38 protein-coding genes and 1 tRNA gene are annotated in these 26565 nt (G+C 37.9%); 34 read left to right on the top strand and 5 right to left on the bottom strand.

What is annotated here, in order from left to right:
• Window positions 1-11 precede the first annotated feature (11 nt).
• Window positions 12-959 carry an ABC transporter substrate-binding protein gene (locus B8780_RS01765; RefSeq protein WP_084272437.1) on the bottom strand — a complete coding sequence of 316 codons (948 nt, stop codon included), beginning with the start codon at window positions 957-959 and terminating at the stop codon, window positions 12-14.
• Between the two features lie 74 nt (window positions 960-1033).
• Between B8780_RS01765 and B8780_RS01760 the strand changes: the two genes are divergently transcribed.
• From B8780_RS01760 to B8780_RS01745, 4 genes are read left to right on the top strand one after another with little or no spacing between them, the layout of a single operon-like run.
• The gene (locus B8780_RS01760) at window positions 1034-1909 is read left to right on the top strand and encodes a DMT family transporter (protein WP_084272436.1); all 876 of its coding nucleotides are present in this window, start codon (window positions 1034-1036) and stop codon (window positions 1907-1909) included.
• Between the two features lie 33 nt (window positions 1910-1942).
• Window positions 1943-3616: an AMP-binding protein gene (locus tag B8780_RS01755; RefSeq protein WP_084272435.1), complete on the top strand. Its 1674-nt coding sequence runs from the start codon at window positions 1943-1945 to the stop codon at window positions 3614-3616.
• Between the two features lie 17 nt (window positions 3617-3633).
• Window positions 3634-4509, top strand: a complete 876-nt coding sequence (locus tag B8780_RS01750) for a CoA transferase (RefSeq protein WP_161939666.1) — start codon at window positions 3634-3636, stop codon at window positions 4507-4509.
• A gap of 31 nt (window positions 4510-4540) precedes the next feature.
• Window positions 4541-5431 (top strand): membrane dipeptidase, encoded by an 891-nt coding sequence (locus B8780_RS01745; RefSeq protein WP_084272433.1) that lies wholly within the window; start codon window positions 4541-4543, stop codon window positions 5429-5431.
• A 295-nt stretch (window positions 5432-5726) separates the two neighbouring features.
• Here the strand turns inward: B8780_RS01745 and B8780_RS01740 are convergent, their stop codons facing one another.
• Window positions 5727-8402 carry an MMPL family transporter gene (locus tag B8780_RS01740; protein ID WP_084272432.1) on the bottom strand — a complete coding sequence of 892 codons (2676 nt, stop codon included), beginning with the start codon at window positions 8400-8402 and terminating at the stop codon, window positions 5727-5729.
• An 88-nt stretch (window positions 8403-8490) separates the two neighbouring features.
• Between B8780_RS01740 and B8780_RS01735 the strand changes: the two genes are divergently transcribed.
• Window positions 8491-8865 (top strand): DUF2004 domain-containing protein, encoded by a 375-nt coding sequence (locus tag B8780_RS01735; RefSeq protein WP_011177436.1) that lies wholly within the window; start codon window positions 8491-8493, stop codon window positions 8863-8865.
• Here the strand turns inward: B8780_RS01735 and B8780_RS01730 are convergent.
• Both B8780_RS01730 and B8780_RS01725 read right to left on the bottom strand, forming a co-directional pair.
• Window positions 8848-9561, bottom strand: a complete 714-nt coding sequence (locus B8780_RS01730; RefSeq protein ID WP_011177437.1) for a glycerophosphodiester phosphodiesterase — start codon at window positions 9559-9561, stop codon at window positions 8848-8850. The two genes, B8780_RS01735 and B8780_RS01730, sit on opposite strands and share 18 nt — an antisense overlap.
• Window positions 9562-9591: 30 nt before the next feature.
• The gene (locus B8780_RS01725; RefSeq protein ID WP_084272431.1) at window positions 9592-10047 is read right to left on the bottom strand and encodes a peptidylprolyl isomerase; all 456 of its coding nucleotides are present in this window, start codon (window positions 10045-10047) and stop codon (window positions 9592-9594) included.
• Between the two features lie 86 nt (window positions 10048-10133).
• Here B8780_RS01725 and B8780_RS01720 point away from each other — a divergent pair, with 86 nt between their 5' ends.
• Window positions 10134-10760 (top strand): hypothetical protein, encoded by a 627-nt coding sequence (locus B8780_RS01720; RefSeq protein WP_084272430.1) that lies wholly within the window; start codon window positions 10134-10136, stop codon window positions 10758-10760.
• A gap of 101 nt (window positions 10761-10861) precedes the next feature.
• Here the strand turns inward: B8780_RS01720 and B8780_RS01715 are convergent.
• Window positions 10862-10935 (bottom strand) — tRNA-Lys (locus tag B8780_RS01715).
• An 87-nt stretch (window positions 10936-11022) separates the two neighbouring features.
• Here B8780_RS01715 and B8780_RS01710 point away from each other — a divergent pair.
• The 28 genes from B8780_RS01710 (at window position 11023) to B8780_RS01580 (ending at window position 26564) form a co-directional block, all read left to right on the top strand.
• Window positions 11023-12081 (top strand): glucose 1-dehydrogenase, encoded by a 1059-nt coding sequence (locus tag B8780_RS01710; protein ID WP_084272429.1) that lies wholly within the window; start codon window positions 11023-11025, stop codon window positions 12079-12081.
• A 146-nt stretch (window positions 12082-12227) separates the two neighbouring features.
• Window positions 12228-13217 carry a 50S ribosomal protein L3 gene (rpl3p, locus tag B8780_RS01705; protein WP_084272428.1) on the top strand — a complete coding sequence of 330 codons (990 nt, stop codon included), beginning with the start codon at window positions 12228-12230 and terminating at the stop codon, window positions 13215-13217.
• A 2-nt stretch (window positions 13218-13219) separates the two neighbouring features.
• Window positions 13220-13984 carry a 50S ribosomal protein L4 gene (gene rpl4p, locus B8780_RS01700; protein WP_084272427.1) on the top strand — a complete coding sequence of 255 codons (765 nt, stop codon included), beginning with the start codon at window positions 13220-13222 and terminating at the stop codon, window positions 13982-13984.
• Window positions 13984-14232 carry a 50S ribosomal protein L23 gene (locus B8780_RS01695; protein ID WP_084272426.1) on the top strand — a complete coding sequence of 83 codons (249 nt, stop codon included), beginning with the start codon at window positions 13984-13986 and terminating at the stop codon, window positions 14230-14232. The genes rpl4p and B8780_RS01695 overlap by 1 nt, the downstream gene beginning before the upstream one ends.
• A gap of 9 nt (window positions 14233-14241) precedes the next feature.
• Window positions 14242-14943: a 50S ribosomal protein L2 gene (locus B8780_RS01690; protein ID WP_011177444.1), complete on the top strand. Its 702-nt coding sequence runs from the start codon at window positions 14242-14244 to the stop codon at window positions 14941-14943.
• Entirely contained in the window at window positions 14933-15388 is a 456-nt protein-coding gene (locus tag B8780_RS01685) for a 30S ribosomal protein S19 (RefSeq protein ID WP_011177445.1), read from the top strand. Before B8780_RS01690 ends, B8780_RS01685 begins: the two co-directional genes overlap by 11 nt.
• A 5-nt stretch (window positions 15389-15393) precedes the next feature.
• Window positions 15394-15843, top strand: a complete 450-nt coding sequence (locus tag B8780_RS01680) for a 50S ribosomal protein L22 (RefSeq protein ID WP_011177446.1) — start codon at window positions 15394-15396, stop codon at window positions 15841-15843.
• On the top strand, window positions 15840-16493 hold the full coding sequence (locus tag B8780_RS01675; protein WP_084272425.1) for a 30S ribosomal protein S3: 654 nt from the start codon (window positions 15840-15842) through the stop codon (window positions 16491-16493). The genes B8780_RS01680 and B8780_RS01675 overlap by 4 nt, the downstream gene beginning before the upstream one ends.
• Complete coding sequence (gene rpmC, locus B8780_RS01670) at window positions 16456-16653, top strand: 50S ribosomal protein L29 (protein WP_011177448.1); 198 nt, start codon at window positions 16456-16458, stop codon at window positions 16651-16653. Before B8780_RS01675 ends, rpmC begins: the two co-directional genes overlap by 38 nt.
• Window positions 16650-16949 carry a translation initiation factor gene (yciH, locus tag B8780_RS01665; protein WP_011177449.1) on the top strand — a complete coding sequence of 100 codons (300 nt, stop codon included), beginning with the start codon at window positions 16650-16652 and terminating at the stop codon, window positions 16947-16949. Before rpmC ends, yciH begins: the two co-directional genes overlap by 4 nt.
• Window positions 16950-17255, top strand: a complete 306-nt coding sequence (locus B8780_RS01660; RefSeq protein WP_048059457.1) for a ribonuclease P protein component 1 — start codon at window positions 16950-16952, stop codon at window positions 17253-17255.
• Entirely contained in the window at window positions 17236-17556 is a 321-nt protein-coding gene (locus B8780_RS08205) for a 30S ribosomal protein S17 (RefSeq protein WP_011177450.1), read from the top strand. The genes B8780_RS01660 and B8780_RS08205 overlap by 20 nt, the downstream gene beginning before the upstream one ends.
• Window positions 17557-17955: a 50S ribosomal protein L14 gene (rpl14p, locus tag B8780_RS08200; RefSeq protein ID WP_011177451.1), complete on the top strand. Its 399-nt coding sequence runs from the start codon at window positions 17557-17559 to the stop codon at window positions 17953-17955.
• 9 nt (window positions 17956-17964) lie between these two features.
• On the top strand, window positions 17965-18429 hold the full coding sequence (gene rplX, locus B8780_RS01650) for a 50S ribosomal protein L24 (protein ID WP_084272424.1): 465 nt from the start codon (window positions 17965-17967) through the stop codon (window positions 18427-18429).
• A complete protein-coding gene (locus tag B8780_RS01645) occupies window positions 18386-19090 on the top strand; it encodes a 30S ribosomal protein S4e (protein ID WP_084272423.1) in 705 nt (234 codons plus the stop codon). The genes rplX and B8780_RS01645 overlap by 44 nt, the downstream gene beginning before the upstream one ends.
• Entirely contained in the window at window positions 19087-19617 is a 531-nt protein-coding gene (locus tag B8780_RS01640) for a 50S ribosomal protein L5 (protein ID WP_084272422.1), read from the top strand. Before B8780_RS01645 ends, B8780_RS01640 begins: the two co-directional genes overlap by 4 nt.
• Before the next feature lies 1 nt (window position 19618).
• Window positions 19619-19777: a 30S ribosomal protein S14 gene (locus tag B8780_RS01635; RefSeq protein WP_011177455.1), complete on the top strand. Its 159-nt coding sequence runs from the start codon at window positions 19619-19621 to the stop codon at window positions 19775-19777.
• Window positions 19778-19786: 9 nt separating this feature from the next.
• A complete protein-coding gene (locus tag B8780_RS01630; protein ID WP_011177456.1) occupies window positions 19787-20176 on the top strand; it encodes a 30S ribosomal protein S8 in 390 nt (129 codons plus the stop codon).
• A 9-nt stretch (window positions 20177-20185) separates the two neighbouring features.
• Complete coding sequence (locus tag B8780_RS01625) at window positions 20186-20728, top strand: 50S ribosomal protein L6 (RefSeq protein ID WP_011177457.1); 543 nt, start codon at window positions 20186-20188, stop codon at window positions 20726-20728.
• Window positions 20721-21125, top strand: coding sequence for a 50S ribosomal protein L32e (locus tag B8780_RS01620; RefSeq protein ID WP_011177458.1), 405 nt, complete (start codon window positions 20721-20723; stop codon window positions 21123-21125). Before B8780_RS01625 ends, B8780_RS01620 begins: the two co-directional genes overlap by 8 nt.
• The gene (locus tag B8780_RS01615) at window positions 21122-21598 is read left to right on the top strand and encodes a 50S ribosomal protein L19e (RefSeq protein WP_084272421.1); all 477 of its coding nucleotides are present in this window, start codon (window positions 21122-21124) and stop codon (window positions 21596-21598) included. The genes B8780_RS01620 and B8780_RS01615 overlap by 4 nt, the downstream gene beginning before the upstream one ends.
• Window positions 21576-22052, top strand: a complete 477-nt coding sequence (locus tag B8780_RS01610; RefSeq protein ID WP_084272420.1) for a 50S ribosomal protein L18 — start codon at window positions 21576-21578, stop codon at window positions 22050-22052. Before B8780_RS01615 ends, B8780_RS01610 begins: the two co-directional genes overlap by 23 nt.
• A 1-nt stretch (window position 22053) precedes the next feature.
• Window positions 22054-22719, top strand: a complete 666-nt coding sequence (locus B8780_RS01605) for a 30S ribosomal protein S5 (RefSeq protein ID WP_011177461.1) — start codon at window positions 22054-22056, stop codon at window positions 22717-22719.
• Window positions 22697-23188, top strand: coding sequence for a 50S ribosomal protein L30 (locus B8780_RS01600; RefSeq protein ID WP_011177462.1), 492 nt, complete (start codon window positions 22697-22699; stop codon window positions 23186-23188). The genes B8780_RS01605 and B8780_RS01600 overlap by 23 nt, the downstream gene beginning before the upstream one ends.
• Window positions 23169-23579 carry an uL15m family ribosomal protein gene (locus B8780_RS01595; protein ID WP_011177463.1) on the top strand — a complete coding sequence of 137 codons (411 nt, stop codon included), beginning with the start codon at window positions 23169-23171 and terminating at the stop codon, window positions 23577-23579. Before B8780_RS01600 ends, B8780_RS01595 begins: the two co-directional genes overlap by 20 nt.
• Window positions 23569-25332 carry a preprotein translocase subunit SecY gene (gene secY, locus B8780_RS01590; RefSeq protein ID WP_011177464.1) on the top strand — a complete coding sequence of 588 codons (1764 nt, stop codon included), beginning with the start codon at window positions 23569-23571 and terminating at the stop codon, window positions 25330-25332. Before B8780_RS01595 ends, secY begins: the two co-directional genes overlap by 11 nt.
• Window positions 25333-25878 carry an adenylate kinase gene (locus B8780_RS01585; protein ID WP_011177465.1) on the top strand — a complete coding sequence of 182 codons (546 nt, stop codon included), beginning with the start codon at window positions 25333-25335 and terminating at the stop codon, window positions 25876-25878.
• Window positions 25878-26564 carry a DUF106 domain-containing protein gene (locus B8780_RS01580; protein WP_084272419.1) on the top strand — a complete coding sequence of 229 codons (687 nt, stop codon included), beginning with the start codon at window positions 25878-25880 and terminating at the stop codon, window positions 26562-26564. Before B8780_RS01585 ends, B8780_RS01580 begins: the two co-directional genes overlap by 1 nt.
• Window position 26565 lies beyond the last annotated feature (1 nt).

The raw sequence follows: 26565 nt of genomic DNA, 5'->3' as shown, positions 1-26565 counted from the left end.
GTTAATTAAAGCTAATCCGGACTGTATTTTAAATTAAATGGAAATTCCGGTATTTTTACCATAAAGGCCCTTGTCCTATTCATCTCGGTTAGAAGATTATATGCGCCATATATGATCCTGAAATCCGGCTCCTCCAGCAGATTATTCAATGATGAGTTCGTGTAAATTATATTATTATGCTTAAATGCATATGTCGCCTCAAAGGCCTTTGTTTTAAGATTTGTATAATTAACATATGGTGACATTATTATATACCTTATATTTGAACTGTCATTTAATATATACTCCATTGAAATTGGAAAATAACCATTATGAAAGGCAGCAACATTCTTTAAATCTATTATATTGAATATCTGGTTCATAAAAGTATTGTTTCCTGCCGTGTAAACAGGATCACTATCAAGATAATAGAATATACATGTTTTTTCTAGATCTGATATATTTGAAAATGAATCAATGGCAGAATTCATCCATTTTACAATGATGCTTGCATTTCTTTCATTCCCTGTGAGTATTCCAAGCTGTAATGTCATGTTCTCTATTTCATTTATATTGCATGGAACATACTCAAGATACTTTATTCCAAGGGAATCAACCTTTGATATCAGTGATGCGGGCATGGAACAGCCAATAATAACCTGTGCAGACAGGTTTAGTATCTCCTCTGTATTTATGCTATCGTATGAGCCGACAACAGTTATATTTTTCACAGGCTCTGGATAAAAGGTGCATGTGCTTATTCCAACAACGTCATTAAGGGCACCTATTCCATAAAGCGTTGCCGTAAAGGCCGGCGATAATGAAACTATCCTGTTTACACTTGATTTAAAATTGAAAGTTCCATTGTCAGCATAAACTGTTATCCCCTTTACATTTTTGTTATCATGAATATTATAGATCAAAAACGAGGCTATTATAACAATTGAAACTATAATCACAGCAACGATCCTCTTATTCATGTAAGTGTATTTACTTTATATTAAATATATTTTCTCTAAAGAAATATTATTAATTACAATGAAATACGGTTTAAATGGACAGGCGCATATTCTATTTATTACTTTTAATATTCGTTGTCTTCATCTGGGGTCTAACATTTCCATTTATGAAGATAACGCTTTATTATATCTCACCTGTCGTCCTTCTTGCGTTCCGTTTTATTATATCATCAATACTCCTGATACCATTAATAAAGAAAAGGAATTTTTTACTTGAAAAAAAACATTTAAAATACGGTTTATCCGCTGGATTTATGTTATTCCTGGCATATTATTTTCAAACTGTTGGATTAAAATACACAACACCATCACAATCAGGATTAATAACAGGACTCTACGTTGTTATGTTACCATTGATATCATATTTTTACCTGCATATAAAAGCAAACCGCGGTGATCTCATCGCTGTAATGCTTGGTACCGCAGGCCTGATAATAATGTCAAAGATTGATTTCTCGGGTTCGTACCTCTTTGGAGACGTACTTACATTAATATGCGCATTTTTCTATGCAATGCAGACAGCTTATGTATTTAAATATTCCAGGGATCTTGATTCAGGAGTTTTTACATTCTATCAATTAATTGTAGTCGGTGTTCTTTCAGCAATATTAATATCATATAATCCAGATATATCCGGTCTGGCAGTTCCAATAGTGATATTTACTTTGATATTTACAGCCGCATTGGCAGGCACATTTGCAATTTACATAAACACAAGGGCACTTATGTACGTTGAGCCAACGGCTGCCGGGATAATCTACGTTGGAGAGCCAATGTTTGCAGTTCTGTCATCAATAATAATACTTGGGGAGATACCAAATATATATACAATTATCGGTGGTATAATAATCATCTCAGGAATGCTTGTTGAATCCATAGATAAATACCTTGCTGCAAAAACGACATTTTAGTAATATTTATATATTCTTATCATTTATATCCTTATGGATTTTTATGAATTGTTCAATAATTTCAGGCATAATTTAAACAATGATGATTTTAATGGCATCTCTGAGATATTTAATAAATTACGCAGCATTGACCTTTCACAGGAGTTCAATTTTGTGCACGACGTTATTGAAAAAGATTCATTAAAGAATCCTGAAAAAACAGCATTAATACATTATGACATGGATACTGAAAGGTCCATGGAAATAAGTTACAGGGATCTTGTAAATAGATCAAACGCACTTTTAAGCTTTTTAAGATTAAACGGTTTAAAAAAAGGATCAATTGTTTACCTGATGATGCCCGTTGTTCCTGAACAGTGGTATGCATTAACAGCAACAATAAAAGGTGGTATGATCGCAATTCCATGTGCAACAAATCTAACAGAATATGAGATGAAGAACAGATTCAGTGATTTAAAACCTGATGCAATTATAGCAGATGAGAGGAGTGCGAACTTAATAGATAATATTATACCTGAAAACACTTTAAGAATTGTTTTAGGCGAGAAAAAAAACTGGGAATCCTATAATGAAATAAAATTCAATAAAGCAGAGTATGAAAAAACATATTATAAAGATCCAATATTAAATTATTTTACTTCAGGAACAACAGGCCTTCCAAAGAGGGTTATACACAGCGCTGTTGGATATCCAATTGGTCATATGTCAACAGCTGCATTTATAGGCATTAAATCAGATTACATTCATTTAAATCTAAGCGCAACCGGATGGGCAAAATTTGCATGGAGCTCATACTTTGCACCGCTGATAATGAATGCAACAATCCTTGGAATAAATTACTCTGGAAAATTAAATTCGGAGAAATACATAAGCTTGCTTGAGAAATACCATGTAAACTCATTCTGTGCACCACCAACCGCCTGGAAGCAGTTCATATTAATAAAGGATTTGAAGCTTCCGGAATTAAAGGTGGCCGTGAGTGCCGGCGAGCCATTGAATCCTGAGGTTATAAACAGATTTAAGGAAAAGACAATGATAACAATAAGGGACTTCTACGGCCAGACAGAAAGTACTGCAATGATAGGCAACATGCCCGGTGATGATATCATTCCTGGCTCAATGGGTAGGCCATCTGAAATGTACCATATGGTGCTACTTGATGAAGAAAATAAAGAAATAAATGAAAATGATAAAATAGGAAATATAGCCGTGAAGCTTGATTATAATAACACTGGACTTTTACTTGGATACTCTGATGAATCAAGGAACAGGGCGGCATTTGTTAATAATTATTATTTAACAGGGGATAAGGCCTATTTAAATAACGGTCACTGGTTCTTTGTAAGCAGAAACGATGATATTATAAAAACTTCCGACTACCGTGTAGGCCCATTTGAGGTCGAGAGTGCACTTATGGTACATGATGCGGTTGCTGAGGCTGCAGTCATAGGCATAAATAATCCTGAAAAATATGAAATCATAAAGGCTTTTATAATATTAAAACCAGGATATAATCCCTCAATGGATCTTGCAATTTCACTCAAAAATAAGGTATCAGAGCTTTTACCATACTATAAGGTACCATCGGTCATAGAGTTTGTAAATGAACTTCCAAAAACAATCAGCAATAAAACAAGAAGAAACGTTCTAAGGGATATTGAATCGAAAAAATCATCAAGGGGTGAGCATGAATACATAATAAAATAATAGATTTAACAAGGCTTTTGCCCGGCCCAATAGCAACAAGAATACTGTGCGATCTTGGCTTTGAGATAATAAAAGTTGAGGATACAGGGCACGGCGATTATCTAAGGGATTTGTATCCAGGAACCTTTGGCTTCTTAAATCTTGGAAAGAAATTAATATCAATGGATTTAAAAAAGGATGGCGGCAAAATTATAATGAAAAGGCTGATTGAGCATTCTAATGTTTTAATAGAAAGTTTCAGGCCAGGCGTCATGGACAGGCTTGGCCTTTCATACAATGAGGTCGTTAAAATAAATAAAAACATTGTTTACTGCTCAATAAACGGTGGTGATGATCCCGGACATGATATAAATTATACTGCCATGAATGGAATAGATAAAACACTGCCTGTGCAGATAGCAGATACCGGAGCAGGCATGATGGCAGCATTAAGAATTTTAAATTCATTGTATAAAAACGTCAATGAGCATATAATAATAGACATGCGTTACATACCATTTTACTTTAATTTAATAAATATATTCGATAAGAGCATGATCAATGGGGATTATCCATTTTACACTATATACAACACCATGGATGGTTCAATAGCCCTGGGTGCCTTTGAGGAAAAGTTCTGGAAAAATTTTCTTGAATTTATAAACATTGATGGCCCAATGCATGATAAATCATTAAAGGGAAAAATAGATGAAAAAACATCAAAAATGAGCAGCGATGATATAATAAAGGCCTCAAAAATTTACGGATTCCCTGCAACAAAGGTATCAAAACCGGAGGTTAAAAAATCTGAAAATTTAAGAATGGGCTCTGACACAGTCCAAGTTTTAAAATCCATTGGCTTCAATGATGATGATATAAAATCATTTCTGGCAGATGGCAGCATACGCCTATAAAAGTTTATTTATAAATTTTTAATTTATAATAATGGAGATCATAGATTTACATGAGGACCTTGCATTTTCATCATTTTATTATAATGTTTACAATGAAACAGGTCAGTCAAGCATAGAAAAATTGAAAAGCTTTGATAAATCAATAATATTCTCAGCCGTCTTTCCACATATAAAGATTCACGGCCAGAAAACAAAATTTATACCTTTAATGGATGTAATGCTTGAGCAGTTCAAGCTATATTATAGAATGAGCAGCGATTATAAAATAAATATTATTGAGGACAAAATATTAAACGGAATAAACTTTTTAATATCAATGGAGGGCACGGATATATTAAATGAGCCTGAGGATGTAATTATCCTAAAAAGACTTGGCCTGAGATCCATTGGACTTACATGGAACTATGATACAAAATTTGCAGCATCCTGTTATTCAAAGAAGGATTACGGACTTACAGGCCATGGGGAGGATTTAATATCAATATGCAATAAAAATAATATTATAATAGATCTGGCGCATGCCAGCAAAAAAACCATTCTTGAAGCATCCTCTGTTACAGAAAGGCCGGTTATAGATTCGCATACAAACGTAAGCTCATTAAAGAATCATAAAAGGAACATAGATGATGAATCAATAAAGGCAATAACTGAAACCGATGGCGTGATTGGCTTAACCGGAATAAAAGAAACATTAAAAAATGGGAGTATATATGATATAATAGAAAATATAAACTACGTTGGTGATAACTATGGCTGGAGGCATGTTTCCATTGGTACAGACTTTCTTGGCATGAACGATACACCAGATAATTTTAACAGCATTCTTGATATTGTAAAGTTAAGGGATTTCCTTGGCGAACATTTTTATGATGTTGTCTATAAAAATGCATTCCGTGTTTTAAGCTCAAATCTAAACATTTAAAAATCTTTTTTATAAATTAAATACAAAATTTATTTTAATATATCATATTAATGAAGCATTTGTATAAATAAAATTAGCATGGCTTTAAAAATATATCATAATAATTGTAATTTACATTCGTATTATCAGCAAAATCTAAACATTGGGATATGTTTCTTCATCATGAAAATTTAAGATAAAATTATTTATATAAAATAATTCTAACATATTAAAAATAAATAGCCATGGCAGAAAAAAATCATTTATAATATGGATAAAAATGATCCGGGATAAATGAACATTTTTAAATATAAAATTAAGTCCTTTTTGATGGCCACCAGTTGTATCTGTTCATTAACGACATAATGGCAGGCACGAAGAAGAACCATGCCACGAATGTATCTATTAAAACACCAAGGGATATACCAAGGCCTATCTCCTCTATCATTGCTATGCCGCTCAGGTATAATGATATAAAGGTTGTAAAAAGCAATAAACCAAGAACCATTATAACGCTGCCGTTATCTGATATTGCAGCCTTTATTGCATTATCCTGGTCAATCTTCTTATCAATGTTTTCTATAACCCTGGTTACCATGAATATATCATAATCAAGGCCAACCGCAAGTAATGTTATTGAAACAAAGATTGGCAGGAATATTATAACTGGCAGATTCATCAAATATTTAAATATATAATATGTAATTGAAAGCGAGCTTACTATTGACGAGATTACAATTATTATCAGTCTCAATGGTGTTAATGCCGAATAAAGAAGAATAAATAATATAATATATATAACAATTATCAGCATTGGTATTATATTATAAAAAGATGATTCAGTAAATGTGTAAGAATTTTCAAGGTATTCTCCCAGGCCGCCTATGTAATAGCTGCCATTTATGTATTTTCCAATGCTTTTATCATAATCTATGGATTTTTTGCTCCAGGGCAGATTTTTCATATAGATTTTTACAAGCACATAGCTTGAATTTTTACCTATGTAATCCATGTTTTCTTTGTAATAATAATCTGATATCTGTGTTTCATTTACAGGTTTTCCAAAGGTATAGCCAACGCCAAAGATGGCTGACACGTATCTTTTATTATAAAGCTTTCCCTCAACATTCTTTATATAATTATACTCGCTTAAATTATATCCATTATTTTCTATTATTGGCGATCTTAATTTTATTATAACACATGTTGGATAAAATACATCGTATTGAAAATGGTCATTAACATCATGCACTGCCTTGAAGGCGCTGCTATCCGGTATTAGTGAAAATATGCCCATGCCGGTTGGTGTTGTATAATAAAAATACCCTGAGGCCATTGTTACAACTATAAATACTGCTATAACTGCCTTTTTATGCTTTATGGCAAAATTGGAAACCCTTTTTGATACCCTGTAATTTTTTGCCTTTTTATTAAAAATCTTTCCATGGAAGTTTTTAATAAAAGAGACCAAAAAAGTGTTTATAACAAGCAGTGTTGACAATGCACCTATGGCGTTTGCAAGTCCATCATCACTAAATAATGGAATTCCTGAGAGCCAGAGAACAATATATGATATAAAAATGGTCAGGCCGGAGATCATTATTGCCCTTCCAGCATATTTTTTTGCGTATAATACAGGATCATCTGATATATTCTCCCTGTACCTGTAAATAAAATAGACTGTGTAATCTGATGATATTCCAAGTATAAGTACCAGAAGCAGCGTTGGTGTTATAAATGATATTGTTGATTTAAATATATATTTGTATAATATGCCATCAATACCTGATGCAGTTATTGCCGAAATTCCAAAAACCGTTACCGGTAATATGCCTGCTTTAACGGATCCAAAGAATATTATTGAAATAATAATGGCAAGAACTATGCCTATAAAAAGCGAGATCTCCGCGCCATGTATTGTTTCATTACCTATCTGATAATCTGCCACTATGTTCCCTGAAAGATAATAATTTTTTATGTACCTTGACGTATCTTTTGATATCTCATTTATTGTTTTGCTATTTGCATTTTTTACATTTATTATTATAAGCGAGGTGTTGTTTCCGGTGAATCTTTCCATGTAATAATTTGATGGAATGACAGGGTACATAATAAATGGATAATTGTACATTATTCCATATTTTGATGAAACAACATAGCTTACATTTTCATTATCAAGAAGGCATTTAATATATTCTTTATATGATCTATCATTAACCTTAAAAAGTGGATTTGAATAGTTCTCTGTGCTGTTCACTATAAAATTTTCGGTAATTATCCTTGCACTGTATTTATTATTACCATATTTAACAGCATCGTTAATAAAGGCTGTTACATTTTTTATACTAATATTATTCTGAAATTTTGACAACTCTAATGCGGTAATAATGTACGATATTAAATCTGTTATATTTTCATTTTTAATGTTTTTATTTGTTAAAAGATCTTTTATTGTATCTATTGCAAGGCTTATATTAATTTCCGTGAATTTAATCCTCTTTGTTATATTTTTTATATAAAAAATTGATGCATTTACATTGCCATTTAAAAGATCGTTTACAGCCCTGGAAACATTACTGGAAATTGATGTATAATTTTTGTTTATGCCAATTACAAGACTGCATATCTCATTGCCATAATTTAAAATCCTCTTTGAATATGAATATAAAATCTCACTCTCAACTGTATATATATCATCCACAGAACCGTTGAAGTGGTTCTTAATATAATTATTATATTCAATGCATGCCCTGGAATCATTTAATGAATACATTGAAAAATTATTGTTTATAACTATTATTGATGGATCCTGGCTTTTCCCAAACTCCTTTAAGTATAGCTCGTTTTCCCTGTATGCCATTGAATTCTTTTTTATTATCGAAGCAGCAACGTTATATGATATATCATGGAAAAAGAACATGGAAAACGGTGCCAGAATTACTATTATTATTATCCATGCAATTATTGTTTTATATCTTTTCATTGCATGCATTGATTTAATATTAATTCTATGTATTATAATATAACCAAAAAATCTTTTTACAGCAAAAATTTTTATATAAAAATTTATTTATAATTTTATGTCCAGGGGTCTGGAGATCTCATTTCAGCTCAATGATAACGATGAAAAGATTGTTTTTGCCCTTGCAAATATAACTGGCAATGATTTTTTAATTAAGGATAAATCATTAAAATGGTTAATATTTCATGTAACCCTTGGCGAGCATAAATTTTATAAGATACTTTACAGCGGCAAAAAAATCAATGATCTCCATCCAGGACTAAAGGAAGGGATAAGAAAGGAGTTTGATGATCTATCAAAACTTGAATATAATGAATTGATGAACAAATATAATGAAATGTCACAAAATAAGGATTTTATCGATGTAAAAAATATTAAGGAGGTAACAGAGGAGTACGATTTATGGCAGGATCCATTATGGAACTACATATGATAAAAAGTCTATGGCTTTGTCCGATATTATTCCAGAAACACCAAGATTTTTCAGCCTGTTAAATTCATCCATATCGTTTACAGTCCATGGTATAATCTTATATTTTGAATAATTTTTCATGAATTCATTATCAACAAGCTCGTAGAATGGCAGCAGGACATCAATTTTAATCTTATCATCATTTATAATTTTATCTGGCCTGTAAAACAGGTATCCAACCCTTGCATTTTTATCCATTTTCTTAAAGAGCTCTATTGCATCATGGTTAAATGATATTATAACAATTCTATTTATTGCATTCCTGGCATTTATTATTGAATGAACCCTTGAAACAGTATCCTTTATTCTCTTCTCACCAACATCATCCCTAAATTTTAGTTCCAGAAATATATTCATGCCCTTAAAATTCTCAAGAACCTCTATTAATGTTGGCACCCTTTCGTTTCCAGGGAGGCTCAATGATTTAATATCCCTGGCGCTCATGTTATATATCTTTCTATCCACATTTGCAAGCCTTTTTGCATCAAGGTCATGGAAGATAACTGGCACACTATCCTTTGTTAATTGAACGTCAAGCTCAACTGCATCAACACCAGCGGAAACGGCATCATTAAATGCTGAGATGGTATTTTCCGTAAATCTTGACGAACCCCTGTGGGCTATTATAAAAAAATCCTTTGAATCTATAAAATGCATGCAACTATATTTATATCATTTATTAAACTTTTATTTTATGTAGGCTCTTTTTATGTATGCCCTTTCTACTGGTCTATCATTTTCATCCGTTTTTAGATTGCCTATTTTATCAACGACGTCCATACCATTTATAACCCTTCCAAAGACAGGATGCTTTTTATCAAGATAGTTGTTGTTAACAAGATTTATAAAGAACTGACTGCCACCTGTATTTGGGCCGGCATTTGCCATGGATATGGTCCCGCGGTCGTTTCTGTTATGATTGGTGAATTCATCCTTTATTGTATAACCGGGACCTCCCATACCGGTGCCTGTTGGATCACCTCCTTGTATAACGAAGTCCTTTATCACTCTATGAAATATTGTTCCATTGTAAAAACCGGATTCAACAAGCTTTCTAAAGTTCCCGGCGGTTACTGGCATATCGTCCTCAAAAAGCTCTATCTCGATATTTCCAAAATTTGTTTCAAGAACTGCAGTGGCCATTTTCAATAATCATATCATTTATTATAAATGCTTGCCTGAATTATAAATGAAAAAGATTAAATTTAATATTAGTATAGAAGCTTAAATTGTCAGATTATCAATATATTGTAAAAAAAATTAAAGAATGGGCCCTTACGAATTATGGCATTCCAGATGGATCAATTAGCATCTTCTCACTTAAAAGGCTTGATAATGGAAACTGGAAGGCCGGCTGCTCTTTTATAATAAACAATGATTTAAAGCACTTTTACATTATGCTTGACGGCAGCGGTGATATAATATCATATTCAAATAAAAATTCAGATTACATGGGATCAGCGCCGACGCTGATTCTAATAGCTGAAATATTCTCAATACTCGTTATTATAGGCATCTCCATTAGCATATTATCATTTATATTTGCAGGGGCACTCTCTATAAATAACATTTCATATTATTCATGCCGGTCAATACCTGTAAATTCCGGTATTGCCATTCCAATGTTTACTATAATTATTTTTATATTGATCATCCTTGCCATCTTTATTGCTGTTGATTTCTATGTATTAATAAGAATATTAAAGATAAGGAAGTATATCAATTCTGGTGATGCAGCATCTGCATTATTAGAGGATACCGTTGGCCTTGGAATCATTGCCATTATATTTAATGGAATAATCACCGGTATTCTATTGCTGATTACCAGAGAGGAACTTCGCACGGCATCACAGTAAAATATAAAAAATTCTTATTTTTAAAAAATTGAAAGAAAAATATTTTATAAAAATTTTTAATTAAAAGGCATCTTTAAAATGTTAAATCATTATCAATTTAGCGGGTCCGAGGGGATTTGAACCCCCGACCGATGGATTAAGAGTCCATCGCTCTACCTAGCTGAGCTACGGACCCACAAGAAAGGTATGACAAAATAGTATTTTAACTTTAATGGTAACCCTATTTTGAAATAATTTATTTATAATTATATATTTCTATTTTATGAAGGCAATAATAGTTCATCCTCCAGGAGCCGGGGTATCAATAGAAGATGTAAACATTAACGGCAACGATCCAGGGATAAAAATCCTGGAGAATGGCATATGTGGAACGGACCGTGAGATAGTAAACGGTGAGCTTTCGGCGGCCACATCATTAAATGGCTTTCTGGTGCTTGGCCATGAGGCTTTAGGCATTCTTGAGGAGGATACAAAGAATTTAAGAAAGGGCGATCTTGTCATGCCGATAAACAGAAGGGGCTGTGGCAGGTGTCTTAACTGCATGCTTGGAAGGCCAGATTTCTGTGAAACGGGTGAGCAGCTTGAGGCAGGCATAAGCGGCATGCACGGTTTCATGCGTGAATACATAAACGACGATGAAAGGTATCTTGTTAAGGTTCCAGACGTGATAAGGGACATTGCAATAATGGCCCAGCCACTTGCAGATCTTGAAAAATCCATAGAGGAAATGATAAGCATACAGAAGAGACTGCACTGGCCATGCATTGATGGAACCTACAATTGCAGAAAGGTTCTTATAACAGGAACAGGCACAATAGGCATACTTTTTGCAATGCTTTTAAAGACCTACGGCTTCAGTGTTTATATATCAAATAAAAGAGAGCCGAATGACATTGAATCCAAAATATTCGATGAGCTTTCAGTAAAATACAAAAATTTATCAAATAAAATAGATGAAAGTTTTGATGCGATAATAGAGGCATCAGGCTCTGGCACAGATGTTATAGAAAGAACACTGCCATTACTTAAGAACAATGGTTTTTATGGAATCTTCGGCTTTGAAAAAACAGGCACATTGAATTTAACATCTGAATTTTTACAGGGCATCGTTTATAAATCAATAAATATAACAGGCCTTATAAATGGCCAGAAACCTCACATGGAGATGGCGATGAACCATCTAATACAGTGGAAAAAACAATTCCCAAAAACAACGTCAATGATGATAACAGAAAAGGTTTCAATAAACAATGAAAGGAGATTAAAGGAGGTCCTTTCAAAAAAGAGACCAGGTGAGATAAAGATAAAAATAATATGGTAATTTTTCTTTTTAAAATTAATAAAGTTAATAAATAAAATGTTAATATACCTCTACTTTAGACCATACACTATGGGCAATGCTTAATGGCATCCCGTTATGCAGGATCTTATTTCCTGCATAGAATGTGTAACGGTTGGGTGATAAAAATGGCAACTCCGCATCATTCCCGTAGGGGATCTATGGCGTACTACCCCAGGGTACGCGCTAAAAGAATTCAGGGGGACATTCGTTCATGGCCTGAGATAGAGGGCCAGACGAAGGTTCAGGCATTCGCTGGTTACAAGGTTGGTATGACCCATATACAGATGGTTGATTACCGCAAGAATAGTGTGACCGCGGGTCAGGTTATAATGGCTCCGGTTACTGTTGTTGAGGTGCCGCCTCTTACCGTGATGTCAATAAGGTATTACGCAAGGGGCGATAATGGTCTTGAGGTAATATCCGAGGAATGGGCAGAAAACATTGATAAGGATGTATTAAGGAGAATAAACAAGATAAACAGGCATAAGAAGGGCATCGAGGTTAAGGACGTTGATGACGTCCGTTTAATGGTTCACACAAATCCGCAGCTTGTTTCTGGTGTTCCATCAAAAACGCCCGAGATCTTTGAGATAAGGATAGGTGGTTCAACCATAGAAAACAGAATAAAATATGCAAAGGAAAGGCTTGGTTCAAACATAAGCTTCAGCGATTTCTCAAAGCCCGGCAATTTTGTGGATGTAATAGCCGTAACAAAGGGTAAGGGATTCCAGGGCGTTGTAAAAAGGTTTGGGGTTAAATTACTTCCAAGGAAGAACAGAAAGCACAGGCGTATGATAGGAACACTTGGTCCATGGCATCCGGACTGGGTCAGAAACACGGTACCACAGGCTGGTCAGGTTGGATTTCACCAGAGGACAATACATAATATAAGAATAATAAAGTTCGACACAAAGGATCATGTTGATGATATTAATGTAAAAGGCGGCTTCCTGAACTACGGTATTGTCAGAAACGATTACGTTCTTTTATTTGGCTCTGTTCCCGGACCTGCAAAGAGATTAATAAAGATGAGAGATCCTGCCAGGCAGACAAGGCCAGCAGTGGAGAGCATTGAGGTAACATACGCATCAAGGGAATCAAAGCAGGGTGATTGATCATGAAGGCAAATATATACGATTTAAATGGAGAAATTAAGGGTGAGATGGAACTTCCAAAAATCTTCGAGATAAGGCCTAGAGAGGACATTTTAAGGGAGGCCTTTAGGGCAATCACTTTATCATACAGACAGCCCTATGGGGCAAGTCCTGATGCCGGTATGAGACGCGTCGGCCAGAACCTGGGACCAAACCACGGAATATCAAGGATACCAAGACTGGCTGGTGGCTCCAGGGCGGTACTTCTGGGCAGCGTTGTTGGTGGTAAGAGCGCGCATGCACCGAGAAGCGATAAGGTGTTATATAAAAAGATAAACAAGAGGGAGCGCAAGCTTGCAAGGTTCACCGCCATTGCTTTAACTGCATCAAGGGAGCATATTATAAAAAGGGGACACAGGATAGATGAAGACTCAAATCTCACATTTCCTGTTATTGTCACAAACGATCTTGAAAAGATAAAAAAGACCAGGGATGCTGTTGAATTTTTCAAGAAGCTTGGTCTTTACGATGATATACTAAGATCAAAGGAGAACAAAAAGATAAGGCCAGGGCGTGGAAAGATGAGAAACAGAACATACAAGCAGCCAAAGAGCCTGCTGATTGTTGGCACATCATACGATAATTTAAAGGCATTTTCATCACTGCCCGGTGTTGATATAGCAACGCCAAGCAGCCTGAGCATAAGAAAGCTTGCCCCTGGAGGAACAGGTGGAAGATTAACAATATTCACTGAATCGGCAATATCTTCTCTTAAGGAGGTGCAGTAATGGATTATATAATAAGTCCAATAGTAACTGAAAAAACCACTTTAATGATGGAAAAGGAGAATAAAATAACGTTCCTGGTTAACAGAAAGGCAACAAAGGAAGCAATAAAAAATGAGGTAGAAGCAAGGTTTAACGTTAAGGTAACAAAAGTTAATATGATGATAGCCAAAAATGGTAAAAAGGCCATAGTAACACTGGCCAAGGACTTCTCCGCCGAGGAGGTTGGCGGAAGAATGGGCATATTCTAAGGTGATCTTATGGGAAAACATATAGTTGCACAGAGGCGTGGCCACGGGAGTCTTGTTTACAGAAGCCCCAGCCACAGGCACCTTGGCGATATAAAGTATCCAAGGGATGGAACATATAAAATAGAGGATATTATCCAGGCACCGGGTAGAAACACACCGGTTCTTTTAATTAGAAACGAAAAAAACGAGAAGAATTACATGATAGCATTCAACGGTGCATATGTTAATCAGGAGATACACGTTGGCGATATTGATTCACCGGCAATTGGGGATGTAACATATCTTGCAAATATACCTGATGGATCATACGTTTACAATATAGAGAGCATACCCGGTGATGGTGGAAAGTTTTGCAGGGCTGCAGGAACGGCAGCTCTTGTGATAAGCCATGGCGCATACGTTTCATTGAAACTGCCATCCGGTGTAAACAAGGAATTTCATCCAAGGTGCAGGGCCACCGTGGGCTTTATAGCCGGCTCTGGGGCCAGGGATATACCAATACTAAAGGCCGGAACACATATAAAGTACCTGCAGAGCAAGGCCAAGAGGCCATATACAGTAAGAGGTGTTGCCATGAATGCCGTGAACCATCCACACGGTGGTGGAAACCATCAGCATGTTGGAAGGCCGAGCACTGTTGGGCGTGGCACACCTCCTGGAAGAAAGGTAGGTAGATTGTCACCAAAGAGGAGGAAGAAGTATGGTCGCTAAAAGACAGGTGTCAGTAAAATCAATAAAAAGAAAGGCCCGAAAGGCCCAGAAGGCCATAACGGGTCGTGCGAAGGAGTTCTCTTACAGGGGCCACTCCCTTGAGGAGCTCCAGAACATGGAATTGAATGAGCTTTTGCCTTTGCTTCCAGCAAGGGCAAGGCGCTCTTACTCAAGGCAGATGAACCATGAACAGGAAAAATTATACGAAAAGCTGCTGGGTGATAAGGAAAACATAAAGACACATGTGCGTGATCTCATTGTTCTGCCGCAGTTCGTTGGAAAGACGATAGAATTATATAATGGTAACTCTTATATAAAATTTGAAATAAAGCCAGAGATGATAGGCCATTATCTTGGTGAGTTTGCCTTGACCAGAAAGGAGGTTAAACACTCGGGTCCAGGAGTTGGAGCTACCAGGTCATCAAAGTTCTTACCGCTGAAGTGATTGATATGAAAGGATACAGTATTAAGGAGTTTCCAGAGAGAAGTGCAAGGGCCAGGATACGCGAGATCGACATATCATTAAAGGATGCCGTTAATGTTGCCCATTTCCTTAAGGGAATGGATCTTGACAGTGCAAAGAACGTCCTTGACAATGTAATAGAAAAAAAGGTTCCGGTTCCATACTTTAGATACATGGATTCGGTATCACACAGGAAGGGCATTGGCCCTGGAAGATATCCAGTTAAGGCTGCAAGGGCATTCAAAAAGCTGCTTGAAGACGTTTCAGCCAACGCCGAGTTCAAAGGACTCTCGGATTCACTGGAAATCGTTCACATAGCAGTATCAAAGGGTAGGATGATAAAAAAGTACACACCAAAGGCATATGGCAGGGCCGGGGCCTTCTTCAAGGATCTTGTCAATCTTGAAGTCGTTGTAAGGGAAAGTGGTGAGGAATGAAGGAGAAGAGATTCGTAAATGATAATATAAAAAGGCTCCTCGTCTCAGAATATCTCAGAAAGGAAAATGACAATGCAGGCTTCGGTGGCATGGAGATGAAGAGAACACCATATGGAACAAACATAGCATTGTATGTAAACAGACCCGGACTCGTCATTGGGAGACACGGAACAAAGATAAAGGAAATGACTGAGACCCTGGAAAAGAGATTCGCCATAGAATCGCCCCAGATAGAGGTAAAGGAGGTAAACACACCTGATTTAAATCCACAGATAGCATCAAAAAAGATAGCACTATCACTTGAAAAGGGCTGGAATTACAGAAAGGCAGGAAATACATCATTAAGAAAGATGATTGATCTTAATGCTCCTGGAGTTCTAATAAGAATAGGTGGAAAGATCTCAGGTGAAAGGGCAAGGGCACAGAAATTCATGTTTGGAAAGATAAAATACTCGGGTGAACCTGCAAGATCAGGTGTGGAATACGGCTTCTCAGAGGCAAAGCTGAAGACTGGAATCATAGGTGTTTCCGTTAGAATACTTAAAAGCAATTACAGATTACCTGATGATATAGAGATAAAACCTGTAAAGATTGAGAAGGAGGTGGAAAACAATGGAGCTGAGAGCAAAGGCGCTGAGGGAAATGAGTGATGAAGAACTTAATGAAAAGCTTTCATCACTTAAGGAATCCCTTTTAAGGGAAAGGTCATCCGTTGCAATGGGTGGTGCTCCATCAAGTCCTGGTAAGATGAGGTCAATAAGAAGGCAGATTGCCAGGGTATTAACTGTTATGGAGGAAAAGAAAAGATGAAGGATAAGAACTTTACCGGCATACCAAAGGAATTACAGCCATGGGAAGGTTTCGACAGAAATAATGAGGTTGTTAAGATAAGCGTTGATAAAAGAAGATACGGTAAGGTCGTGACCTTAATAGAGGGTATCGACCCAAAGGTAGAGGATATAAACGAGATAGCAAAATCTTTAAAAAAGAAGGTTGCGTCGGGCGGCACTGTTAAGGACGGAAAGATAATAGAGCTTCAGGGAGATCACAGGGAAACCGCCAGGGCGCAGCTTGAATCCATGGGTTTCAAGGTCCAGATGGTTTAAATGTATGAAGAATACGCCGCCGAGTATATGATGCGAGATATCAGTGTGATTCGGTCCACAAACCCGCTGAACCTGAAGGTTCATGGTTACGTGGTCGATGAAACAAAGAACGTGTTTGTAATAATGACCAAAAATGGTAGGAAAGTAATACCAAAGAAGGGCAGTGTCTTCCGCATAAATCTCGACGGCACCTGCTTTGACATAAATGGCGATGTAATTTCTATAAGGCCGGAAGATCGCGTTAAGGAGCTTAGAAGAATAATAAAAAGATTAAAGGGTGAATATAATGGAAAACATAGGAATTGATGTTAAAAAACCTGAAAGAACATGCAATGATCCGAAGTGCCCGTTCCATGGTAATCTAAGGATCCATGGTCAGATAATAGTAGGGACTGTTGTATCAACAAAGATGAACGGTAGTATCGTTCTTAAAAGGGAATCAAGAAGACTAATAAAAAAGTATGAAAGGTATGAAACAAAGATATCAAAGTTTCATGCACATCTGCCTGGTTGCATAGATGTAAGACCAGGGGACAGGGTAAAAATAGCGGAATGCAGAAAGCTTGCAAAAACCATATCATTCGTTGTTGTTGAGAAGGTGAACTAGATGAAAGGCATCTCTGGAAGGGAAACAAGAGGATTACCACTTGGTGCATTAATACCATGTGTGGATAACACAGGTGCAAAGATGATAAGCCTAATCGATGTAAAGGCACTGCACACAGTTGCAAAGAGAATACCGGCCGCAGGCGTTGGCGACATGTTCATAGCCAGTGTAAAAAAGGGCACACCTGAGATGAGAAGCAAGGTCGTTTACGCAGTTGTTGTAAGGCAGAGAAGACCATACAGACGCGCCGATGGCACAATGATAGAATTCGAGGACAACGCTGCAGTGCTCGTCACCCCTGATGGCGAGGTTCGTGGCTCTGAGATAAAGGGCCCTGTTGCAAGAGAGGCCGCAGAGCGCTGGCCGAGGATTGCTGCAATATCCTCAACCATTGTGTGAGGTGTTATTATGATAAATAACAAGGTGAATGTTTCACTGTCAAAGGATTTAAGGAAAAAATACGGTATAAGAAGATTCCCCGTGGCAAAGGGGGATATAGTAAAAATTATCTCAGGATCAAGAAAAGGTGAGGGCGGCAAGGTAGTGGATGTTGATCATAAAACCATGAAAGTTTCAATAGAAGGCGTTACAATATCCAAGGCCGATGGAAAGCAGGTTCCATTCTTCATAGATCACAGCAATATATCAATAACAAAGCTTGATCTTTCAAGAAATGATCGCTATGAAAGATTAAGGGAAATAGCCGCAAGAAAGAATTTACCACCGCCAGAGGTTCCTGAGGAAACCTCAAATGATACAAAGGAAAGTGATGAGAATGTTACCGGGGCTGATAAAGAGGAAGCCAATGAAATTAAAGAGGAGGATTTAAATGATAACGAAGACAAAAATAATGATGGCTCCCAGGAAGCTTAAAATAGCAAGGAAGAGCAGGTTCTGGGCAGTTAACAGCCTACCAGGCTCACATAAAAAGGACAGCTCAATCCCATTATTAATAGCGTTAAGGGACTATCTTAAGCTTGGTGACAAGGAGCGTGAAATAACAAGGATAATGGCAAATTCACTTGTAATGGTGGATGGTAAGGTCGTTAAGGAGAGAAGGCGTGGTATAGGCTTTATGGATACATTAACAGTATCAGGCAACGATTATTTAGTATCATATGACAGGAAGGGCAAGCTCGTTATACTGCCAAAGCCTGGCGAAACGAAGGGCCTAAAGCTGCTCCGCGTGAAGGGCAAGACCTATGTAAAGGGCGGAAGGATACAAATATCGTTCCACGATGGCTCGACAATGGTAACCGATAGAAAGGATATTAAAAACGGCGATTCCGTTCTTGTAAAAATACCAAAAAAGGAGATAGTTGACGTTCTTAAATTTGCACCAGGAAACCGTGTTTTCATAACTGGCGGCTCACACGTTGGTGAGATAGCAACGATAAAATCAATAGAGATAAAAAGCTCTTCCGGTGAAAACATGGTTCATATGAACGAGGGCTTTTCAACAGTAAGCTCCTATGTGTTTGTAATGGCCAGTCCCAAGTACACATTCTCAATGCCGGAGGCGATAGCAGAATGATGGAAACAACTGAAAACTCAATGAGAGAAATATTTATAGACAAGGTGGTAGTAAACATTGGTGTTGGTGCCGCTGGAGAGAGACTAAACAGGGCAGCAAAGGTGCTTGAACTGCTTACACACCACAAACCAACGTTTACATCAGCAAAGAGAACCGTAAGGGACTTTAATATAAGAAAGGGGCTTAACATTGGCGTAAAGGTGACATTGAGAAAGGATGATGCCCTGTCATTTCTTAAGGAGGCATTCTATGCAAAGGATTACAAGATACCGGTTTACTCATTCGATAAGAATGGCAATGCCTATTTTGGCATATCTGATTACACGGACTTTAAGGGCATGAAATATGACCCTGATATTGGTATATTCGGTATGGATATAGCAATAGTCTTTAGAAGGCGTGGTGGATACCGCATAGAAAAGAGAAGGATAAAAAAAATGCACATACCGAAAAAGATGAGGATATCCAAGGAAGAAACAATAAAGTATTTGCAGGAAAACTTCAATGTTAAGATAATAGGTGATTAAAATGCAGATAAAATTGGAACCAAGAAAGAATTTTGGCCACAAGGAAGGCTGTGTCAGGTGTGGCAGAAAGAGGGGTCTTGTAAGGAGATATGGTATAAGGATGTGCAGGCAGTGCTTTAGAGAAACCGCAAATCAGATAGGTTTCAGAAAGTACAGCTGAGGTGATTGCATGAATCATGACCCGTTAAATGATGTTATAAACACAATAAAGAATGCTTCAAGAATAGGAAAAAGCGAGGTAATAATTGGCCCTGCGTCAGTCATGATAGGCAGGATACTAAAGGTTATGCAGGATTACAACTACATAAAAAGCTTTGAGGTCATAGAGGAGGAACGCGGCGGCAAATTCCGTGTTGAATTAAGCGACACGATAAACAACTGCGGTGTTATAAAACCAAGATTATCGGTAAAGAACTCAAACATAGAAAGGTATGAATCAAGGTATCTGCCTGCACAGGACTTTGGAATAATAATACTTACAACGACGAAGGGCATTATGAGCCATATAGAGGCAAGAAAGCTTGGCATAGGCGGTAAGCTTCTTGCATATGTTTACTGAGGTGTTATCATGATAAAGTGGACTGAACAGGCTGAGATAAAGCTGCCTGATGATGTTCAGGCAACAATGGAAAATAACGAATTAAAAATTAAGGGAAAGCTTGGTGAAGCCTCAAGGATATTTAGAGACAATTACGTAAAGGCATATATAGAAGGTTCAAGCGTAAAGATAGCAACAAGCAAGAATAATAAATATACAAAGGGCATAGTTGGCACATGGTATTCTGAAACAAAGCTTCTAATAGAGGGTGTAACAAAGGGCTTTGAGTATCATATGAAAATTGATTTTACACATTTCCCGATGAGGGTTTCAGTGCGCGGCGATAAATTAATAGTTGAAAACTTCCTTGGGGAGAAATCGCCAAGATCGGCAAAGATCGTGGATGGCTGCAAGGTCTCTGTAAAAGGAGACAGGATTACAATAAATGGTATAGACAAAAGAAAGATAGGCGAGACCGCGGCAAACATAGAGCGTGCAACATACATAAGGCATTTTGATGCCAGGGTATTCCAGGACGGAATCTTCCTGCTAAAGGGTGAGGTAAATGAGTGAAAAACCTTTACTTTCAAAGGATGAGAAGAGATTGCTAAAGATAAAAAACAGAATGTCAAGGAAGCGCGTTGAATTCAGAAGGCAGGAGTGGTTTAGATACAAAAAATTTAATGAATCATGGAGGAAGCCAAGGGGAAAGCACTCAAAGCTAAGGGAGCACCTTGGATACAGGCCACCGGTTGTTGACGCAGGTTACCGTTCACCGGCTGCAGTTCGTGGACTGCACCCATCAGGTTTTGCAGAGAAACTTGTTTACAATGTAAACGATTTAAAAAGCATAAATCCTGATAGGGAGGGTGCAAGGATAGCCTCAAGCGTTGGCATGAGGAAGAGAAAGGAAATAGAGGAAGAGGCAGATAACCTTGGCATACACGTTTTTAACAGGGTGGTAAAATGAAAGTTCAGAGCGTAAAGCAGATAGCAGCTGATGAGATGAAGGTCGGTGTGTCAAGGGTCTGGATAGATACAAACAGCATTGATCAGGTCCTTGATGCAACATCACGCGAGGATGTTAGAAAGCTTATTGATCTTCATATTATACAGAAAAAGCAGAAAAAGGGCAATTCAAATTATAGATTAAAGAAAAGGATAGAACAGCTGGCAAAGGGTAGAAGGCGCGGCGAGGGTTCTGTGCGTGGAACAAAGTATGCCCGCTTTCCAAGGAAGAGAAGATGGATATCAAGAATACGTGCCTTAAGAAAGGAACTAAGGGAATTAAAAACAAACAATAAAATCGATAAAAAAACTTACAGAAGGTACTACAGAATAATAAAGAGCGGAAGCTTTGTTTCAAGGGCGCAGCTAAGAAACCATATACAGGCTGCAGGCCTTTTAAAGGGTGATAAAAATGAAAACTCCACCAGTTCTTAAAAGAAGGCGTGAAGGCGTTACAGACTATAGGAAAAGGTACAGGCTTGTAATATCAAGGGAAACAAGGGCTGTTATAAGGCAGACAAGAAAGGGCCTAATAATACAGCTGGTTGATTACGTTCCTGAGGGAGACCATGTGCTTGTAACTGTAACCAATAAAACATTAAAAAAGGCCTTTAACATTGATGGTAATAATATACAGATGTATTACCTTGCAGGTTACATGGCCGCAAAGAAGGGCATCTCACTTGGCATCTCAGGAGCCGTAGTTGACACAGGCCGCGCAATATTCAGAAAGGGCGGAAGAATTGCGGCAGCAATAAAGGGCCTTATAGACGGCGGCCTTGAGATAAATGCCGATGAGGATATATTCTCTGATGAGTCCAGGCTCAACGGTGAGCATTTAAAGCAGAGGCTGGACATTAATGAAATAAAATCAAAGATAGGTGAATAATATGGATGAGGAATGGACTCCAAGGACTGAGCTGGGCAGGCTCGTTGCAAATGGTGAGATAAAAACCATCAGCGAGGCACTGCACTCAAAGCTACCATTAAAGGAATATCAGATTGTAGATTACCTGATACCGGATCTTAAGGATGAGGTAATAAACATTGAGAGAGCACAGAGGATGACAGACTCAGGAAGAAGAATGAATTATTCAATAACAGCCGTTGTCGGTAATGGTAACGGTTATGTTGGCGTTGGCCGCGGCAAGGCAAAGGAGGCTGCACCAGCAATAAAAAAGGCAATAGACAATGCAAAATTAAATATAATAGAAATAAAGAGGGGCTGCGGTTCATGGGAATGCGGCTGTGGTAAACCACACACGCTGCCGTTCCTTGTTAACGGCAAGTCAGGCTCGGTCTCGGTAACATTGAAGCCTGCACCCCAGGGTGTTGGCCTTGCAGTTGGTGATGTTGTTAAGGTAATACTAAGAATGGCCGGTATAGACGATGCCTGGGGATTTGCCGCAGGCCACACAAAGACAACTGTAAACTATGCTCTGGCAACATTCGATGCATTAAAGAAGACCGTTTCAATAAAGATTAATCCAAAGATAAATCTAAGCACACCAATATATGTAGGGGGTATAGGAAATGCTGGCAGTAATAAGGATTAGGGGCAGAACCGGTTTAAAACCGGCGGCGAAAAAAACCACGGAGCTTTTAAATCTTAACAGGATAAATCACCTCGTTATAGTCAGGGAAACGCCGGATTTCATGGGCATGTTAAACACGGCAAAGGATTATCTTACATGGGGGGAGCTTGATAAAGAAACACTGGAATTACTCCTTGAAAAAAGGGCATTGATGGTCGGCAGAAAGAAACTGGACAGCGAAAACATAAAGGAGCTTGGTTTTTCATCGATATCTGAAATGGCAGATTCGATCATGTCCGGAAAGATGCTAAAGGATTTTAAGAATCTGGTTCCTGTTATAAGATTAAACCCTCCCAGGGGTGGCTACGAATCAATATTAAAACCATATAAAGAGAAAGGTTCATCTGGCTATCGTGGAAAGGATATAAATAATCTTATTAGAAGAATGCTTGTACCGGGGGTTGATTTAAATGGTAAGAACGAGAACTAAGAAGTTAAGAGGCGGACACTACGGCAGGGGCATGAAGGCAGGCAGAGGCAAGGGTAAAAAAGGCGGAAACGGCATGGCAGGCCTTGGAAAACACAGGTGGGTCTGGCTATTAAAATATGACAGGGATCACTTTGGTGTACACGGATTTAAAAGCCATTCAAAGAAATATGAAAATCCAATAACCCTTGAAGAGCTTGCAAATATATATGACAAGCTAAAGGAGAATGGCTTTGTCCATGATGATGTAATAGATCTTGAAGGTGCAGGATACACAAAGCTTCTTGGAACTGGTGATTTCGATATAAAATCAAGGATAAAAATTGAAAGGGCAACCGAAAAGGCTATAAATAAGCTTTCAGTTCACGGTATAACGATAGAAAATGACGAATGAGATTGAAAGAAATAAGGGTATTGCAATTCCGGTAATATTCGTCTTTGCGCTTTATATACTTGCATTTTACTACTTTGATCACTACACTGGCTTCAAGCTCTTCCTTGTGGCATTGCTTTCATCACCAATATTTTTAATAGCATACCTTGTATTCAGCTATAAGGGCCCAAAACAATCAAAGCTATACGGACTTGAAAACCTAACAGCCAAGCTTCCGGCAATAAAAAAGGCCAAGGGCCATGTTCCATTTAAATATAAATTAATGTGGACAGGCCTTATAGTTATACTTTACTTTGCGCTGACAAACATATACATATATGGTTTAAATGTAAAGGATACAGTTGATGTTTTCGCGGCATTCAGGGCAATATTTGCAGGTGCCTCAGGATCATTAATGGATCTTGGTATAGGCCCTATTGTAACTGCAAGTATAGTTATGCAGCTTTTTGCAGGTGCAAAGATATTTAATCTTGATTTAACAAATCCTGATGATAAGGCAATATATCAGGGTGTTCAGAAGCTGCTTGTTATAATAATGATCTTTGTCGAGGCAATACCGCAGGCTTTTGGATTTTTGGTCCCGGATGCATCCCTGGTGGCAAACATAAATCATGTTGTTCCGGGTTATGGTGAGTTCCTTGCGCAGACAATCATAATATTGCAGTTATTCTTCGGTTCATATCTTGTCTTCCTGATGGATGAGGTTGTTTCAAAGTATGGTATAGGTTCAGGTATATCGCTGTTTATAGCGGCAGATGTATCGGAACAGCTTTTCATAGGAACATTTAACTGGCTGCCATCAACAATAACCTCGCCGCTATCATTGTCAAATCCGCCAGCAGGTGCAATTCCAAAGGCTTTGTATCTCTTCTGGATGGCACCTGGAAGCTATCTGACAAACACCGGCATGGAGCAGATACTTTTTGCGCAGCCAAATCCAATGATAGCATTGCTTGGAACCGTGCTTATATTCTTCATAGTGGCATACTTCCAGAGCAGCAAGATAGAGCTCCCAATAGCACATGAAAGGGTAAGGGGAGCCAGAGGCAGGTATCCATTACAGCTGTTATATGCATCAAACATACCTGTGATACTTGCAACCGCACTTCTTGCAAACATATCAATGTGGACATTATTATTCTGGAAGAGCCCTGTGCTGAGCAGAATACCAATACTTGGCCATGATAAACTGCTTGGAGTTTATCCCACAGCAGCACAGGCCAGTGCCCTTGGTATATCATCCACAACGCCGATTGGTGGCCTTGCATATTATCTGTACACACCGAACGGTCTCTCGGATTGGTTATTCCCAATACTGCAGCCAAGCGTATCACAGAACGTGCTGTTTGGGCACACTCCATTGGAGGAGGTAATACATGTAATAGCATTCCTTGCATTCATGATAATATTCAGTATAATATTCGCGAAGTTCTGGATAGAAACCACAAACATGGGCGCAGGTGCTGTTGCAAAGCAGATACAGTCAAGCGGAATGCAGATACCCGGATTCAGGCGTGATCCAAGGGTTATGGAGCGTGTTCTAAGCAAATACATACCTGCAATAACGGTATTTAGCGGTGCAGTTGTGGGTCTTCTTGCAGCCGCTGCCGATTTAATAGGAACTGTTGGAGATACAAGCGGTACGGGACTGCTGCTTGCAGTTGGTATAGTAATACAGTTCTATGAGGCCATGGGCAGGGAGCAGCTAATGGAGATGCACCCAATAATAAGGCAGTTCTTCGTAGGTGGATAAATGAGGGTGGTAATAGCAGGTGTTGCAGGAGTTGGAAAATCGACAGTGCTCGATATCGTTTCATCAAGGTCAGGCTACACTGTAAAGAACTTTGGAAGTGTCATGCTTGACCTTGCAATTTCATCTAATCTTGTTAAAGACCGTGATGAGATAAGAAAACTCCCTGTGGAAAGGCAGATTGAGCTTCAGCGTTCCGCATCACAAAAGCTTGGAACCATGGATAATATAATAATAGATACACACATGTCAATAAAATCACCCGGTGGTTACCTCCCTGGCTTGCCTGAGTGGGTCCTCCGTGAATTAAATGTTTCATCATACTTTTTAATAGAAGCTGATCCAAAGGAAATTAAAAAAAGAAGGGAAGAGGATCCCACAAGGCACAGGGACGATGATACAATAGATGATATATATGAGCATCAGATGGTAAACAGGCAGTTTGCCATATCATATTCTGTATTCTCGGGTGCCACTGTTAACTTTATAACAAATCCAACAGGGCATCCTGAGCTGGCTGCAGAGAATATTATAAGGAGGCTGGCATAATGGCAACAAGCACATCAGTCCAGGTTCAAAAGCAGATGCAGAAGATGATGATGCTTAACTTTGTCTTCATGTTTGCAGGTCTTGCCCTATTATTCGTAATCAGCGATCCTGGTATAAGGAATCCCCTGGGCAGCGATCTTAACGTTGTTTTCATGCCATTGCTTGGTTTTAACTATGCATTTCCAATAATAACCATTGTTTTAACAGGTATAGTCATAGGATTACTGGCATCAATACCAAGATACTTTTTCACTGACTGGGTCAAGATGGGAAAGGCGCAGATGGTATCAAAGGCATACAGCAAGGCAATGAGAGAGGCAATGCGTGAGGGTGACAATGTAAGGGTCAAAAAATTGCAGAAGATGCAGATGGAGCGCCAGGCTGACCAGATGGTCGTTCAAATGAACACAATGAAGCCACTGTTCGTCATGGAGATCTTCTTCTTTTTGATTATAATATGGATCTATGTATTCATATTATCGCTTAAATACCAGTACGTTTCAATGCCATGGGACTATAACCTAAATATAGTAACAACGCACGCATGGCTCTTCCCACTGTGGATCGTAATGTACATGATAGCAGACATAGTCGTTGGTTACTTTGTAACAATGATAATGAAGTACTTCGATTTCAGCTTCAAGCTTAAGAAGATTGAGAGAAACGTAATAGAGAAAGCTGATTGAG

The organism is Picrophilus oshimae DSM 9789, from assembly GCF_900176435.1.
In the GTDB taxonomy this organism is placed as follows: Archaea; Thermoplasmatota; Thermoplasmata; order Thermoplasmatales; family Thermoplasmataceae; genus Picrophilus; species Picrophilus oshimae.
The sequence above is the reverse complement of the archived record's forward strand: the minus strand, read 5'-3'. Positions and strand labels throughout refer to the sequence as shown.